This is a genomic window from Pseudomonas jessenii, from assembly GCF_002236115.1.
Classification (GTDB): Bacteria; Pseudomonadota; Gammaproteobacteria; order Pseudomonadales; family Pseudomonadaceae; genus Aquipseudomonas; species Aquipseudomonas jessenii.
Window position 1 is genome coordinate 29248 of sequence record NZ_NIWT01000002.1, and the last position, 15554, is coordinate 44801.

Genomic DNA, 15554 nt, shown 5'->3' on the forward strand with positions numbered 1-15554 from the left:
TGCTGTACATAAGACCCTGTGGGAGCGAGCTTGCTCGCGATGGCGTCAGTCCAGACAACAGAACTACTTGGACAGAAACCGCATCCCTTCCTCCAGCCCGCGAAGGGTCAGCGGATACATCTGGTCCTCAATCAAATCCCGCACGATGTTGGTCGAAGAGGTATAGCCCCACGTGTCCTTCGGATACGGGTTGATCCAGATGAGTTTCTTGTACTTCTCCTTGAACCGCTGCATCCACACGTAACCGGCTTCTTCGTTCCAGTGCTCGACGCTGCCGCCCGGCTGGGTGATTTCGTAGGGCGCCATGGCGGCGTCGCCGATGAAGATCACCTTGTAGTCGGCACCGTACTTGTGCAGCAGGTCCATGGTCGACGTGCGCTCGGAGGTGCGGCGCATGTTGTTCTTCCACACCGATTCATAAATGAAGTTGTGGAAGTAGAAGTACTCCAGATGCTTGAACTCGGTCTTGCAGGCCGAGAACAACTCTTCGCAGATCTTTACGTGGGCGTCCATCGAACCGCCGATGTCGAACAGCAGCAACAGCTTGACGGTGTTACGCCGCTCCGGCCGCATCTGGATGTTCAGCAACCCCGCATCCTTGGCGGTGTGATCGATGGTGCCATCGATGTCCAGCTCTTCCGCCGCGCCCTGACGGGCGAACTTGCGCAGGCGGCGCAGGGCGACCTTGATGTTGCGGGTGCCCAGCTCGACCGAATCGTCGAGGTTCTTGTATTCGCGCTGGTCCCAGACCTTGGCCGCCTTGCCCTGACGCTTGCCGGCGTCGCCGACCCGGATGCCTTCCGGGTTGAAGCCCCCGGAACCGAACGGGCTGGTACCACCGGTGCCGATCCACTTGTTGCCACCGGCGTGGCGTTCCTTCTGTTCTTCGAGGCGTTTCTTGAACTCTTCGATCAGCTTGTCCAGGCCGCCGAGGGACTGGATCGCTGCCCGCTCTTCATCGGTCAGCGAGCGTTCGAACTCCTTGCGCAACCAGTCTTCGGGAATCAGCGCCTGCAGGTGGTCGTCGAGTTTTTCCAGGCCATTGAAATAGGCTCCGAAGGCCCGGTCGAACTTGTCGAAATGCCGTTCGTCCTTCACCAGGATCGCCCGGGACAGGTAATAGAACTCGTCCATGTCGGCGAAGGTCACGCGCTGTTTCAGCGCGTTGATCAGGTCCAGCAGCTCACGCACCGAGACCGGTACCTTGGCTGCGCGCATTTCATTGAACAGGTTGAGCAGCATGGCATCAGCCTCTTAGCGGGTGCCGCGCCGGCTCATGAACGCCAGACGCTCCAGCAGTTGCACGTCCTGTTCGTTTTTCACTAGCGCACCGGCCAGCGGCGGGATGGCCTTGGTCGGATCGCGCTCGCGCAGCACCGCTTCGCCGATGTTGTCGGCCATCAGCAGCTTCAGCCAGTCCACCAGCTCGGAGGTCGAAGGCTTCTTCTTCAGGCCGGGCACCTTGCGCACGTCGAAGAACACGTCCAGCGCTTCGCTGACCAGGTCCTTCTTGATGTCCGGGTAGTGCACGTCGACGATCCGCTGCATCGTCACGCGATCCGGGAAAGCGATGTAGTGGAAGAAGCAGCGGCGCAGGAACGCATCCGGCAGCTCTTTTTCGTTGTTGGAGGTAATGATGATGATCGGGCGTTTTTTCGCCTTGATGGTCTCGTCGATCTCGTAAACGTAGAACTCCATCTTGTCGAGTTCTTGCAGCAGGTCGTTCGGGAATTCGATGTCGGCCTTGTCGATTTCGTCGATCAGCAGGATCACCCGCTCTTCGGATTCGAAGGCTTCCCAGAGCTTGCCCTTTTTCAGGTAGTTGCGAACGTCGTGGACCTTTTCCGTGCCGAGCTGCGAATCGCGCAGGCGGCTGACCGCGTCGTACTCGTACAGGCCCTGGTGGGCCTTGGTGGTGGATTTGATGTGCCAGGTGATCAGCTTGGCGCCAAAGGATTCGGCCAGTTGCTCGGCGAGCATGGTCTTGCCGGTGCCCGGTTCGCCCTTGACCAGCAACGGCCGCTCCAGGGTGATGGCGGCGTTGACCGCCAGCTTCAGGTCATCGGTGGCGACGTAGGCCTGGGTGCCTTCGAACTTCATCTGCTAATCCTCGAACGGTAACGCCGACCTGTACGAGGCAGGGCGGGGGGCAATAAAAGAGTCAGCCCCGACTATAACGCGGTGTCCGGTCGACTGTGAACGCAGACGGCTTATTCAGTCTCTGAATGGGGCGTCACTTGGTGACTCAGCCTGCATCCGGCTTTGGCCGTTCATACCGCGCATTGAATGCCTGGATGAAACCATTGCGCAAAATCTGTAAAAAAGCCTGGAATGCGCTGACATCTTGCTGATGCACATTACCCTTGAGCTCGACCCGTGTCGCAAACTGGTTTTTGCCCTGGTTTTTCAAGACGGTCTCGGTACCGCCGACGAGGGCTTCCCAAATCGAGCGGAATAGCCCTTTGTCCTCGCTTTGCACATCCTGCTGCCAGTTGAACACATCGACATCGCGCAGCAATGGCTTGATATAGCCGGTCAGTCGCCCCTTGTTGGCTGTGGCTTCGATCACCACGTCGCCATGGCCGGCATTGAAGTCGAACTTGCCGTAGGCCGCGGCGAAGTCGTTCAAGCGCTTGAGCTCGATATCCGTGGTGCGCAAGCGAAACTCGAAGTCTTCGAAGTCGCTCAAGGGATCGAAAGTGGCTGTGGTTTCCAGTGGTGCGTGCCCCAGCAGCAGGGCTTTGCCTTCGAAGCGCGCATCACGCTTGCCTTTGGTGTCGACCACGTTGGTCAGGTTGTAGATGTTGGCATCCACTTTTGTGGCATTCATGTTCACGGGTGGCTTGGAGTTGAAGTTGCGAAAGCTGATCTTGCCGTCGTTGATCCGCACTTCGTTCAGGGTAATGGGCAGCAGCTTGCCTAATTGTGCTCGCCAGTCGGTACCCTCGCCGGTCTGGGAATTTTGCTTGTTGGCGCCATCGACGAAGTTGACCTCGGGTTTGTCGAACTGCGCCTCGGCCACCACTGCGTGGTCATGCCAGAGCGAGTGCCAGCTGACGGAGAGGTCAATCAATGGCGCATTGACGAAAGGCACGGGGACCTTGCCATTGACCTTGACGATTTTCAGTCCATTGATTTTGTAGGCGCCGCGCCACAGGGCCAGGTCCACGTCGGTAATCTGGCCGTGGTAGTCACCCATGTTCGCCAATCTCTCGTTGAGGTAATCGCGCACGATGTAGGGCAGGGCAATGTGCAAGGCAACCAGCAGCAGAACGAGGCCGGCGAGGGTCCACAGGGGCCAGCTGTATCGACGTTTCATGGCGGCAAATCTCTGGCTGTCTAAAGCCATTGACTGCACTGATAAGCGGACGTTCGACCCGACTGGACGCCTGCGGGCAAGAGGCTTACCTTGATGCCCTATTTCAATGCTGTCGTTAAGGACCCAGCCATGAGCCGCATTTTCGCTGACAACGCCCACTCCATCGGTAATACGCCGCTGGTGCAGATCAATCGCATTGCGCCGCGTGGTGTGACCATCCTGGTCAAGATCGAAGGGCGCAACCCCGGCTACTCGGTCAAGTGCCGGATCGGTGCGAACATGATCTGGGATGCCGAGGGCAGCGGCAAACTCAAGCCGGGGATGACCATCGTAGAACCCACCTCCGGCAATACCGGCATCGGCCTGGCCTTCGTGGCCGCCGCCCGTGGCTACAAGCTGATGCTGACCATGCCGGCGTCCATGAGTATCGAACGCCGCAAGGTACTCAAGGCACTGGGCGCCGAACTGGTGTTGACCGAGCCGGCCAAAGGCATGAAAGGCGCCATCGAGAAAGCCGGTGAAATCGTTGCCGGCGACCCGTCGAAGTACTTCATGCCGGCGCAATTCGATAACCCGGCCAACCCGGCCATCCACGAAAAAACCACCGGCCCGGAGATCTGGAACGATACGGACGGCGCGGTCGACGTGCTGGTGGCTGGCGTCGGAACCGGTGGAACCATCACCGGGGTTTCACGGTATATCAAGAATACCCAGGGCAAACCGATACTCTCGGTGGCGGTGGAGCCAGTGGTGTCGCCGGTGATCACCCAGGCCCTGGCCGGTGAAGAAATCAAGCCGAGCCCGCACAAGATCCAGGGCATCGGTGCCGGTTTTGTGCCGAAGAACCTCGATTTGTCGATTGTCGATCGGGTGGAACTGGTCAGTGACGAAGAGTCCAAGGCCATGGCCTTGCGCTTGATGCAGGAAGAGGGAATCTTGTGCGGGATTTCCAGCGGCGCCGCCATGGCGGTGGCCGTAAGACTGGCGGAGACCCCGGAAATGCAGGGCAAGACCATTGTCGTGATCTTGCCGGATTCCGGTGAGCGTTACCTGTCGAGCATGCTGTTCAGTGATCTGTTTACCGAACAGGAGAATCGCCAGTAAGTGCCAGATATTGGCGGATCGTGGCTGGCGCTGACGGTTGAGGCGTTATCGCTGGTTGCGATCCATTGATCTGTTCCGGTTGATGATGGATTGCATCAGCCAGCGTTCAGGCACCTTATGTTAATAAGTGCTTTGTTGCACATTCATTAACATTGAATGTTGAAAAGTGCAGGTTTTCACCGGGGCGGTAGTGTTTATCATGCTGGTAGCCACGTCGGGCAATGGACGTGGTGCGGTGCCGTTTATCTTCAAAGGAGTTGTCGATGATCCCGTCGTTTGCCGCGAAAGCCTCGTTGTTGTTGCTGTTTCTCGGTAGCACCCTCTATGTGCATTTGCGCGGCAAGGCGCGCCTGCCGGTTTTGCGCCAGTTCGTTAACCATTCGGCACTGTTCGCCCCCTATAACGCCCTGATGTACCTGTTTTCCGGCATACCTTCGAAACCGTATCTGGATCGCAGCAAGTTCCCGGAACTTGATGTGCTCAAGGACAACTGGGAGGTGATTCGCGACGAAGCGATGCACTTGTTCGACGAGGGGTATATCCGCGCGGCGGCAAAGAACAACGACGCTGGCTTTGGCTCGTTCTTCAAGAAGGGCTGGAAGCGCTTCTATCTCAAGTGGTACGACAAACCGCTGACTTCCGCCGAAGCCTTGTGCCCGAAAACCGTGCAACTGGTCAACAGCATTCCCAGCGTCAAAGGCGCCATGTTCGCGCTACTGCCGGGCGGCAGCCACCTCAATCCGCATCGCGATCCGTTTGCCGGTTCCCTGCGTTATCACTTGGGCCTGTCCACCCCCAATTCCGATGATTGCCGCATCTTTGTCGACGGTCAGGTTTACGCCTGGCGCGATGGTGAAGACGTGATGTTCGACGAAACCTACGTGCACTGGGTCAAGAATGAAACGCAAAAGACCCGTGTCATACTGTTCTGCGATATCGAACGTCCGCTGAGCAATCGCTTCATGACCCGCATCAATCGCAGTATCAGCGCCTGGCTAGGTCGTGCGACTGCACCGCAGAACCTTGATGACGAGCGAGTAGGGGGCATCAACCGGGTCTATGCCTGGAGCAAGAACTCCAGCGATAAATTCAGTGGTGTGGTCAAGCAATGGAAGCGGCGCAATCCCGAGGCCTACCGTGTACTGCGTCCGGTACTGGCGGTGCTGGTGCTGATGTTGCTGGGGTATTGGTTGTTTGGCTAACGCCGGATACAGAATAAAAGAATCGTTCGTTGTGAGCGGTTTTTTACAGGTTTTCGCGCAATCCCTGAATACCCCTCCAACCGCACAATGCAGACTTTGTACCGACTGTCGTAGCTGGCCTTTTGGTCGAGTCGTTGCAATCCATGTCGAACGCTGGTTATAGTCGGCGCACGGTGAGTTTCGGACTCACTTTTTTATCCCTCGAATAAAGATCAGCCCAATGCCTGCACCCCACTTCAACGCGGTAGTCGATTCAGCGGTCAACGCTGGCGTCGTGCCGTGCGGGAATCAGCAGCCGGGGCAGATCAGTCATTACCCCCCTCCTGTCAGTCGCACGCCAGTGTGCGCGGTGGTCTCACCGCCAGGCGTTGGCATTTCGGGCTGATCAGCTGCTTTCTGCTGCTGCCAAGCACGTCTGAAAAAGCGCCCGCCTGAAAAAAACGACTGAATTTCAGCTTCGGCTGAGTTGGCTTTTTGCCTGACTACAGGTGGTATTCATGTTTGTCCTTTCGAAAAACTCCGCGCTCGCGGCGGCGTCCACGAGCCTGTTCGTTCTGCTGTGGAGCAGCGGGGCGATCTTCTCCAAATGGGGGCTGGCCCACGCGTCGCCCTTTGCCTTCCTGATGTTCCGTTTCGTCATCGCCCTGGGCGGCCTGGTGTTGCTGGTGCCGTTGCTCAAGCTGAAGTTGCCCAAGGGCGGCAAACCGATGCTGTATGCGATGGTCACCGGCGTGGTGTTGTTGGGGGCCTACCAGATTTTCTATCTGCTGGCCCTGGACCTTAAAGTCACGCCCGGGGTGATGGCGACCATCATGGGCGTGCAGCCGATTCTCACCGTAGTGATCATGGAGCGGCACCGATCAATAAGCCGGATGTTCGGTCTGGCGCTAGGCTTGGCCGGGTTGATCATGGTGGTTTACCAGGGCATCGGTTTGGCCGGCATGTCTTTGGCGGGCATGCTCTTCGGTCTGCTGGCGCTGGCGAGCATGACGTTCGGTTCGATCATGCAGAAACGCATCACCGACAATCCCCTCGGCACACTGCCGGTGCAGTATCTGGCCGGACTGCTGTTGTGCGGGATTTTCGTACCCTTCCAGCCGTTTCACTTCGAACACAGCAGTGGATTCATCCTGCCGGTGCTATGGATGGGGCTGGTGGTGTCGGTGCTGGCGACGCTATTGCTGTACCGCTTGATCGCCAAGGGCAATCTGGTGAATGTCACCAGCCTGTTTTATCTGGTGCCGGCGGTAACGGCGGTGATGGACTATCTGATTTTCGGTAACCGACTGGCGATGTTGAGCCTGTTCGGTATGCTGCTGATCATCGTCGGTCTGGTGTTTGTGTTCCGTAAAACCGCGTAATTGCGTGCAAACCCGCAAGGGCCTGGAGCCATGCTCCGGGCCTTTGTGATTTTTGGCGTCATCTGAAACGCCACAACACTACCGGCCAGCCACCAAACCCGGTTTCACCGCCGCCGGCTTCAACACCAACCACAACGCCAGTGCAATCAACAACCCGCCATAGATATGCGCCATCGACAGTGGCTCATCGAGAAACAACGCCCCCCACAGCACACCGAACAGCGGGATCAAAAAGGTCGTAGTCATCGATTTCACCGGACCAATCGAGCTCAGGAGGCGGAAGTAAATAATGTACGCAAACGCCGTGCATCCAAGACCCAACCCCAGCAACGAGAGCCATACACTCCAGCCGCCCCAGGTCGAGGGTGGTTGGCTGATCACGCTGTAGCCGAACAGCGGCAGCAGGAACAATGTCGCGCCAAGCATGCTGCCCACTGCCGACAAACGGCTGTCGAGACCACCGGCCTGATCGAGCCAGCGGCGGGCCAGAAACCCCGCAAATCCATAGCAGGTGGTCGCGAGCAGGCAGGCGACGGCACCCATCAGCAGTTCCAAATCGAACGCCACCGGACCGGCACGGGTCAGCACGCCCACGCCGAACAGCCCCAGGAACACGCCGCCGAGTTTGGCGCCAGTGAGCCTTTCATGGAAAAACAGGCCGCCGATCAGCACGCCCATCAAGGGTGTCGTGGCATTGAAAATCGACGAGTAACCGGCTGGTAGCACCTGCGCAGCCACCGAATAGAGCGTCGCCGGAATCCCGGAGTTGATCACCCCGAGCAGCATCACGGTCTTGAGTTTGCCCTTGAAGTCCCAACTGATGCGCATCAGGCCGAGAATCACCAGCAGTCCGGCAGCGGCGATCGATACACGGAAAAAAGCGGTAGGAATGCTGCCGATCACCGGGGCGATGATGCGCATGAACAGAAAACTGGCCCCCCAAATGGCCGCCAGGGACAGTAAACGGAAAATATCGACGGGGTTCACAGCGCGGTCCTTCCTTGGGGGAGGGGCGAAAGTGTTGCTGAGTGTGTGATCGATGGCAACCGAAAACCGGGCATTTAATTCACCCGCAAAATTACGCTTCTCCTGCACCCGGTTCACTGGCTAAGCTCAAGCCTCCCGAATTCCCGCAGAGGTCTCACCATGCCGCAGCAATGGCCAGCCGCCGACATCGCCCGCTTGATCCTCGATGGCTTTGACGATTACCGCGAGCATTTTCGCCAGATCACCGACGGCGCCCGGGCCCGCTTCGAACAGGCCAAGTGGCAGGAAACGCAGACGGCGTCGGCGGCACGGATCAATCTGTATGAAGACAAGGTCGGTGAAACGGTGGAGCGACTGCGCACCGCGTTTGACGCCGACACCCTGGACGTCAGCTGCTGGCCGCTGGTCAAAAACGCCTACATCAGCCTGATCGACCTGCGCTTCGACGATGAACTGTCCGAGACCTGGTACAACTCGATCTTCTGCGGACTGTTCAGCCATGACCTGATCAGCGACGGCTGCATGTTCATCCACACCACCCGGCCAAGCCTGCGCCGCGCCCGGGCCGCGCAAACCCGTACCTACAAGCCGCAAGGCCAATTGTCGGCGATGCTCGCCAGCATCTTCGCCGACTACCGTTTCAGTGAGGATTACGCCGACCTGGCCGGTGACCTGAAGCGCCTCGAAGCGCAGTTGCGCGAGAACCTGCCGGATTGGGTGTGCAAGGATCCGGAGCTGAGCGTCGAGCTGTTTTCCTCGGTGCTGTACCGCAATAAAGGCGCGTACCTGGTGGGGCGCATCTACACCGCCGACGAGCAATGGCCGCTGGCAATTCCATTGCTGCACCTGGAGGGTCGCGGCATCCAGATCGATGCGCTGATCACCGATGAAGCAGACGTGTCGATCATCTTCTCGTTCACCCGCTCGTATTTCATGGTGGATGTGCCGGTGCCGGCGGAGTTCATCGGCTTTCTGCGGCGCATCCTGCCGGGCAAGCACATCGCCGAGCTGTACACCTCGATCGGCTTCTACAAGCACGGCAAGTCGGAATTCTACCGGGCACTGATCAATCACCTGGCCAATACCGACGACCAGTTCATCATGGCCCCCGGCGTGCGCGGCATGGTCATGAGCGTGTTCACCCTGCCGGGTTTCAACACCGTGTTCAAAATCATCAAGGACCGTTTCTCGCCGTCGAAAAACGTCGACCGCGCCACGGTGATCGAAAAGTACCGCCTGGTGAAAAGCGTCGACCGGGTCGGGCGCATGGCCGATACCCAGGAGTTCGCCGACTTCCGTTTCCCCCTGAGCAAGTTCGATCCGGCGTGCCTGGAGGAACTGCTGGAAGTCGCACCATCCACAGTGTCGGTGGAAGACGATACGGTGCTGATCCGCCACTGCTGGACCGAGCGCCGCATGACCCCGCTGAACCTCTACCTGGAAAACGCCAACGAGGCGCAGGTGCGCGAGGCCTTGGAAGACTATGGGCTGGCGATCAAGCAACTGGCGGCGGCCAACATCTTTCCCGGCGACATGCTGCTGAAGAACTTCGGGGTGACCCGTCACGGTCGGGTGGTGTTCTACGACTACGACGAGATCTGCTTCCTCACCGAGGCTAATTTCCGCCACATCCCGTTGCCACGTACACCCGAAGATGAAATGGCGTCCGAACCGTGGTACTCGATCGGGCCACTGGACGTGTTCCCGGAAGAGTTTCCACCGTTCCTGTTTGCCGATTCGGGGCAGCGCAAGTTGTTCGATCAGTTGCATGGCGAGTTGTACAACGCCGATTACTGGAAGAGCCTTCAGGAAGCGATTCGGGCGGGGAAGGTGATTGATGTGTTTCCGTATCGGCGTAAAGGCTTGGACAACGAGTAGTTCTCACTGACGCCATCGCGAGCAAGCTCGCTCCCACATTTGACTGCAGTGTGCCCTGATTTTGTGGTCGCTATACATCCCGTGTGGGAGCGAGCTTGCTCGCGATCGGCCGCGCAGCGGTCGTAAAATCTGCGACAATCGCCACCCTGCGCCACTAGACGACTGAATTGCGTACCCGATGACCGACGAATCGCCCTCCATCGACAAACTGCTGAAAAACCTCGATCACGCCATGCTCGCCGACCGCCACCGGCTGCGGCGGCAGTTGCTTGAGTTGCGCAAGAAACCCGACGAGGCCAGGCTGGGCCAGTGGGTGACGCGGATGCAGGCGTCCTGTGAGCAGGTACTGGCGCGCAAGGCCAGCCTGCCGGTGATCCGTTACGACGACAGCCTGCCGATCGCCGCCAAGCGCGACGAAATCAAAAAGGCGCTGGAAAAGCATCAGGTGCTGATCATCGCCGGTGAGACCGGCTCGGGTAAAACCACCCAGTTGCCGAAGATCTGCCTGGAAATCGGCCGCGGCCAGCACGGCCTGATCGGCCACACCCAGCCCCGCCGGATCGCTGCCCGCAGCGTCGCCAGCCGGGTCGCCGAAGAACTCGGTACACCGCTGGGCGCGTTGGTCGGCTATCAGGTGCGATTCGAGGATCAGAGCGATTCCAGCACCCTTATCAAACTGATGACCGACGGCATCCTGCTGGCGGAAACCCAGAATGATCGTTATCTGGAACGCTACGACACAATCATCGTCGACGAGGCCCACGAACGCAGCCTCAACATCGACTTCCTGCTCGGCTACCTGAAAACCCTGCTGCCGCGCCGTCCCGACCTGAAAGTCATCATCACTTCGGCAACCATTGACCTGGAGCGTTTCTCCAGGCACTTCGATGACGCGCCGATTGTCGAGGTATCCGGCCGCACCTACCCGGTGGAGACCTGGTATCGCCCGCTGACGCTTGAGCAGGACGAAGAGGGCAACCGCGTCGAGGACGACCTGACGGTGGATCAGGCGATCCTCGCCACCCTCGACGAAATCGCCGCCTACGAGCGCAGCGAACGCCGTAGCCCCGGTGACGTGCTGGTGTTCCTGCCCGGTGAACGCGAGATTCGCGACGCCGCCGACATGCTGCGCAAGGCTCAGCTCAAGCACACCGAAATCCTGCCGTTGTACGCGCGGTTGTCGCCGGCCGAGCAACAGCGGATTTTCCAATCTCACCCAGGCCGTCGCGTGGTTCTGGCGACCAACGTCGCGGAAACCTCGCTGACCGTGCCGGGCATTCGCTACGTGATCGACAGCGGAACGGCGCGCATCAGCCGCTACAGCTACCGGGCCAAGGTCCAGCGCCTGCCCATCGAAGCCATTTCCCAGGCCAGCGCCAACCAGCGTAAAGGCCGGTGCGGACGGGTCGAGCCGGGCATCTGCGTGCGCCTGTACAGCGAAGAGGATTTCCTCGGTCGCCCGGAGTTTACCGATCCGGAAATCCTGCGCACCAACCTCGCCGCCGTTATTTTGCAGATGCTGCATCTGCGCCTTGGCGAGGTCACCGCATTCCCGTTCATCGAGCCACCGGACGGCAAAGCGATCAGCGACGGTTACAACCTGCTGCAAGAACTTTCGGCGGTGGACCGCAACAGCCAGCTGACTCCGCTCGGTCGGCAACTGGCGCGGCTGCCGGTGGACCCGCGCATGGGCCGCATGCTGCTGGAAGCGGCGAAGCTCGGCAGCCTGCAGGAAGTGCTGATCGTCGCCAGCGCCATGTCGATCCAGGACCCGCGCGAGCGTCCGCCGGAGCGTCAGCAAGCGGCGGATCAGGCCCACGCCCAGTGGAAGGACGCCGACTCGGACTTCGCCGGGCTGGTCAATCTGTGGCGTGGTTTCGAAGAGCAGCGCCAGGCGTTGACGGCCAGTCCGCTGCGTAACTGGTGCCGCAAGAATTTCCTCAATTACCTGCGCCTGCGCGAGTGGCGCGACTCCCATCGCCAATTGAGCCTGATCTGCCGCGACATGCAGCTGAGCCTCAATAAAGAGCCGGCGGACTATCCGAAACTGCACAAAGCGGTGCTGGTGGGGTTGCTGAGCCAGATCGGCCAGAAAACCGAAGAGGGCGATTACCTTGGCGCCCGTCAGCGGCGCTTCTGGATTCACCCGTCGTCGGGAATCGGCAAAAAACGCCCGCAATGGTTGATGACCGCCGAACTGGTGGAAACCACCAAGCTCTACGCGCGTATGGTCGCCAAGATCGATGCCGACTGGATCGAGCCGCTGGCCGGGCACATGATCAAGAAGAACCACTTCGAGCCCCACTGGGAGAAGAAGCGCGGCCAGGTCGTGGCGTTCGAGCAGATCACCCTGTTCGGGTTGATCGTGGTCGGGCGCCGGCCGGTGCATTACGGCCCAGTGGATCCGGTGGTTTCACGCGAGTTGTTTATCCGCGAAGCACTGGTGCGCGGCGAGATCCAGTCGAAAGCCAAGTGCCTGACCGCCAACAAACAGCTGCTGGAACAACTCGACGAACTGGAAGCCAAGGCCCGCCGTCGCGATATCCTCGCCGACGAAGAAACCCTGTACGCCTTCTACGACGCACGGCTGCCGGGGGAGATCCATCAGACCGCGACCTTCGACAGCTGGTACCGCATCAACAGCCAGAAAGACCCGCAGCTGCTGATCATGCGCGAAGAAGACGTGCTGGCCCGCGAAGCCAGTGAAGTCACCGCCCAGCATTACCCGGATACGCTGCATATCGGCGATCTGGAATTAGCCCTCAGCTACCACTTCGAACCGAATCACCCGCGCGACGGCGTGACCCTGCGCGTGCCGGCACCGCTGTTGCCGATGCTGCCACCGGAACGCCTGGAATGGCTGGTGCCGGGCGTCATCGAAGCCAAATGCATTGCCCTGGTGCGCAACCTGCCCAAGGCCTTGCGCAAGAATTTCGTACCGGTGCCGGACTTCGTCAAGGCGGCCTTGCAGCGCATGACCTTTGCCGAGGGCTCGCTGCCTCAGGCCTTGGGTCGCGAACTGCTGCGCATGACCGGTGCCCGCGTCAGCGATGAAGCTTGGAGCGAGGCCGCGCAGCAGGTCGAAAGTCATCTGCGGATGAACCTGGAAATCGTCGACGCCCAGGGCAAGTTCCTCGGCGAAGGTCGCGATCTGGCCGAACTCACCGCGCGTTTCGCCGAAGCCAGCCAGGCAGCATTGGCGGTGCCGCAAACCGCGAAGAGCCAGCAACCGGTGGAGCCGAAAGTGTTTGCCGCCGTGGCCGAGAAAACCCAACAGAAGATCGCCGGGCTGTCGATGACGGTCTACCCGGCGCTGGTGGAGGAAGCCGGGACGGTCAAGGAAGGGCGTTTCTCCACCCCGGCCGAAGCCGAGTTCCAGCATCGTCGTGCCCTGCAACGCTTGCTGATGCAGCAACTGGCTGAGCCTGCGAAGTTCCTGCGCGGCAAGTTGCCGGGCCTGACCGAGCTGGGCCTGCTGTACCGCGACATGGGACGGGTCGATGCGCTGGTGGAAGACATTCTGCTGGCCAGCCTCGACAGCTGCATTCTCGAAGGTGAAGACCCGCTGCCCCGTGACGGCGCCGGTCTGGCGTCCCTGGCCGAGCGCAAGCGTGGCGCCTGGACCGAGCACGCCGAACGTGTGGCGAAGCTGACCCTGGAAATCCTCAAGCTCTGGCATGGCCTGCAAAAGCGCTTCAAGGGCAAGATCGATCTCGCCCAAGCCGTGGCCCTGAACGACATCAAGCAGCAGCTCAGCTACCTGGTCTATCCGGGATTTGTCCGGGAAACGCCGATGCAGTGGCTCAAGGAGTTACCGCGTTACCTCAAGGCGATCGAACAGCGCTTTGAAAAAATCGGTGCCCAGGTGCAGCGCGACCGGGTCTGGAGCGGCGAATTGAGCGGCCTGTGGACGCAATACCAGACCCGCGCCAGCAAACACGCCCAGGAAGGCAAGCGCGATCCGCAGCTTGAGTTGTATCGCTGGTGGCTGGAGGAATACCGGGTTTCGTTGTTTGCGCAACAGTTGGGAACCAAGGTGCCTATCTCCGACAAGCGCCTGAACAAGCAGTGGTCGCAAGTAGAGCCGTAGGCTCGAAGGCGGTGCAACCCCTGTGGGAGCGAGCTTGCTCGCGATAGCGGCCTGTCATGCAGCATAGATGTTGAATTTGATGGCCCCATCGCGAGCAAGCTCGCTCCCACAGGTTGCTGTGGTGTCTATAACAGGTGGGTTGTCCAGCAAAAAGGGGCCAAAACCCACGGTTTATGGCAAACTTCGCGCCTATAAACGCCGGCCCCGCGGTTTTGAGCCTTCACGGTCTCGGGCAGGTCGGAATAAAGCGATGCCAGGTTTGCGTCCCCCGGATGGGAATAGACCCTTTGTGTATTGGTACGACGGTGCCAATGCTTTCTGCCTGAACAGATTAGAGACACGACCATGCATAACGTCGTCATCAGCGGCACCGGCCTGTACACCCCGGCCAATAGCATTTCCAACGAAGAGCTGGTGCAGTCTTTCAATACTTACGTCGCGCAATTCAACGCCGACAACGCCGATGCCATTGCGCGCGGTGAAGTGGAGGCATTGACCGAATCCAGCGCCGCGTTCATCGAAAAGGCCTCGGGCATCAAAAGCCGCTTTGTCATGGACAAGGATGGCATCCTCGACCCGCAGCGCATGGCCCCACGCCTGCCGGAGCGCTCCAACGACGAGTGGTCGGTGCTGTGCCAGATGGCCATCGGCGCGGCCGAACAAGCCTTGCAGCGCGCCGGCAAGACCGCCGCGGACATCGACGGCGTGATCGTCGCCTGTTCCAACCTGCAGCGCGCCTATCCAGCCATTGCCATCGAAGTCCAGGAAGCGTTGGGCATCCAGGGTTTCGGTTTCGACATGAACGTGGCGTGCTCCTCGGCGACCTTCGGTATCCAGACCGCCGCCAACAGCGTGCAGCTGGGCCAGGCCCGGGCGGTCCTGATGGTCAACCCGGAGGTCTGCACCGGTCACCTGAACTTCCGTGACCGCGACAGCCACTTCATCTTCGGTGACGCTGCCACCGCGGTGATCATCGAGCGTGCTGACCTGGCGACGTCCAAGTACCAGTTCGACATCGTCAGCACCAAGCTGCTGACCAAGTTCTCCAACAACATCCGCAACAACTTCGGCTTCCTCAACCGCGCGGCGGAAGAGGGCATCGGTGCCAAGGACAAACTGTTCGTGCAGGAAGGCCGCAAGGTATTCAAGGAAGTCTGCCCGTTGGTTGCCGAGCTGATCGGTGAGCATCTGCAGGAGAACCAGCTCAACGTCAGCGACGTGAAGCGCTTCTGGCTGCATCAGGCCAACCTCAGCATGAACCACCTGATCGTCAAGAAACTGCTGGGTCGCGATGCCACCGAACAGGAAGCGCCGGTGATTCTCGACACCTACGCCAACACCAGTTCCGCCGGTTCCGTGATTGCGTTCCACAAGAACCAGGACGATCTGGCTGCAGGTTCGCTGGCCGTGCTCAGCTCGTTCGGTGCCGGTTATTCGATTGGTAGCGTGTTGCTGCGCAAGCGCTGAGTTTTTTAACTGTCGCAGCTGCGATTTTTTTGGCAGGGCTTTTGTGGCGAGGGGGCTTGCCCCCGTTCGGCGACGAAGTCGACGTAGAACAGGCTGATACGGTATGTCTGTCTAATTGCAGTGTCCGGGTTTGGGATCGCTTCGCG

General features: G+C 59.7%; 10 protein-coding genes. 6 read left to right on the top strand and 4 right to left on the bottom strand.

Features of this window, described 5'->3' with window-relative positions:
- Positions 1–63 precede the first annotated feature (63 nt).
- From PSJE_RS04735 to PSJE_RS04745, 3 genes are all read right to left on the bottom strand, one after another.
- Complete coding sequence (locus PSJE_RS04735; protein WP_007984827.1) at positions 64–1242, bottom strand: vWA domain-containing protein; 1179 nt, start codon at positions 1240–1242, stop codon at positions 64–66.
- Positions 1243–1254: 12 nt separating this feature from the next.
- Entirely contained in the window at positions 1255–2100 is an 846-nt protein-coding gene (locus tag PSJE_RS04740) for an AAA family ATPase (RefSeq protein WP_007984829.1), read from the bottom strand.
- 145 nt (positions 2101–2245) lie between these two features.
- Positions 2246–3349, bottom strand: a complete 1104-nt coding sequence (locus PSJE_RS04745) for a DUF748 domain-containing protein (RefSeq protein ID WP_456239062.1) — start codon at positions 3347–3349, stop codon at positions 2246–2248.
- 99 nt (positions 3350–3448) lie between these two features.
- On the opposite strand from PSJE_RS04745, the gene cysK reads away from it, so the two are divergent.
- The 3 genes from cysK to PSJE_RS04760 all read left to right on the top strand — a co-directional run bounded on the left by cysK (position 3449) and on the right by PSJE_RS04760 (position 6986).
- Positions 3449–4423 (top strand): cysteine synthase A, encoded by a 975-nt coding sequence (gene cysK, locus PSJE_RS04750; RefSeq protein WP_090453716.1) that lies wholly within the window; start codon positions 3449–3451, stop codon positions 4421–4423.
- A gap of 263 nt (positions 4424–4686) precedes the next feature.
- Positions 4687–5625 (top strand): aspartyl/asparaginyl beta-hydroxylase domain-containing protein, encoded by a 939-nt coding sequence (locus PSJE_RS04755; protein WP_090453718.1) that lies wholly within the window; start codon positions 4687–4689, stop codon positions 5623–5625.
- A 497-nt stretch (positions 5626–6122) separates the two neighbouring features.
- Complete coding sequence (locus PSJE_RS04760) at positions 6123–6986, top strand: DMT family transporter (protein ID WP_057715985.1); 864 nt, start codon at positions 6123–6125, stop codon at positions 6984–6986.
- A 78-nt stretch (positions 6987–7064) separates the two neighbouring features.
- On the opposite strand, the gene PSJE_RS04765 is transcribed toward PSJE_RS04760, so the two are convergent.
- Positions 7065–7973: a DMT family transporter gene (locus PSJE_RS04765; RefSeq protein WP_090453720.1), complete on the bottom strand. Its 909-nt coding sequence runs from the start codon at positions 7971–7973 to the stop codon at positions 7065–7067.
- A gap of 159 nt (positions 7974–8132) precedes the next feature.
- Between PSJE_RS04765 and aceK the strand changes: the two genes are divergently transcribed.
- From aceK to PSJE_RS04780, 3 genes are all read left to right on the top strand, one after another.
- Entirely contained in the window at positions 8133–9851 is a 1719-nt protein-coding gene (aceK, locus tag PSJE_RS04770) for a bifunctional isocitrate dehydrogenase kinase/phosphatase (RefSeq protein ID WP_057715983.1), read from the top strand.
- 178 nt (positions 9852–10029) lie between these two features.
- Positions 10030–13941: an ATP-dependent RNA helicase HrpA gene (hrpA, locus tag PSJE_RS04775; RefSeq protein WP_090453722.1), complete on the top strand. Its 3912-nt coding sequence runs from the start codon at positions 10030–10032 to the stop codon at positions 13939–13941.
- A 345-nt stretch (positions 13942–14286) separates the two neighbouring features.
- The gene (locus tag PSJE_RS04780; RefSeq protein ID WP_057715981.1) at positions 14287–15408 is read left to right on the top strand and encodes a beta-ketoacyl-ACP synthase III; all 1122 of its coding nucleotides are present in this window, start codon (positions 14287–14289) and stop codon (positions 15406–15408) included.
- Positions 15409–15554 lie beyond the last annotated feature (146 nt).

What these genes read in the sequence shown, in the direction of transcription:
- PSJE_RS04735 (WP_007984827.1), bottom strand. Translation starts at nt 1,242, where the DNA reads ATGCTGCTCAACCTGTTCAATGAAATGCGCGCAGCCAAGGTACCGGTC.
- PSJE_RS04740 (WP_007984829.1), bottom strand. Translation starts at nt 2,100, where the DNA reads ATGAAGTTCGAAGGCACCCAGGCCTACGTCGCCACCGATGACCTGAAG.
- PSJE_RS04745 (WP_456239062.1), bottom strand. Translation starts at nt 3,349, where the DNA reads ATGGCTTTAGACAGCCAGAGATTTGCCGCCATGAAACGTCGATACAGC.
- cysK (WP_090453716.1), top strand. Translation starts at nt 3,449, where the DNA reads ATGAGCCGCATTTTCGCTGACAACGCCCACTCCATCGGTAATACGCCG.
- PSJE_RS04755 (WP_090453718.1), top strand. Translation starts at nt 4,687, where the DNA reads ATGATCCCGTCGTTTGCCGCGAAAGCCTCGTTGTTGTTGCTGTTTCTC.
- PSJE_RS04760 (WP_057715985.1), top strand. Translation starts at nt 6,123, where the DNA reads ATGTTTGTCCTTTCGAAAAACTCCGCGCTCGCGGCGGCGTCCACGAGC.
- aceK (WP_057715983.1), top strand. Translation starts at nt 8,133, where the DNA reads ATGCCGCAGCAATGGCCAGCCGCCGACATCGCCCGCTTGATCCTCGAT.
- hrpA (WP_090453722.1), top strand. Translation starts at nt 10,030, where the DNA reads ATGACCGACGAATCGCCCTCCATCGACAAACTGCTGAAAAACCTCGAT.
- PSJE_RS04780 (WP_057715981.1), top strand. Translation starts at nt 14,287, where the DNA reads ATGCATAACGTCGTCATCAGCGGCACCGGCCTGTACACCCCGGCCAAT.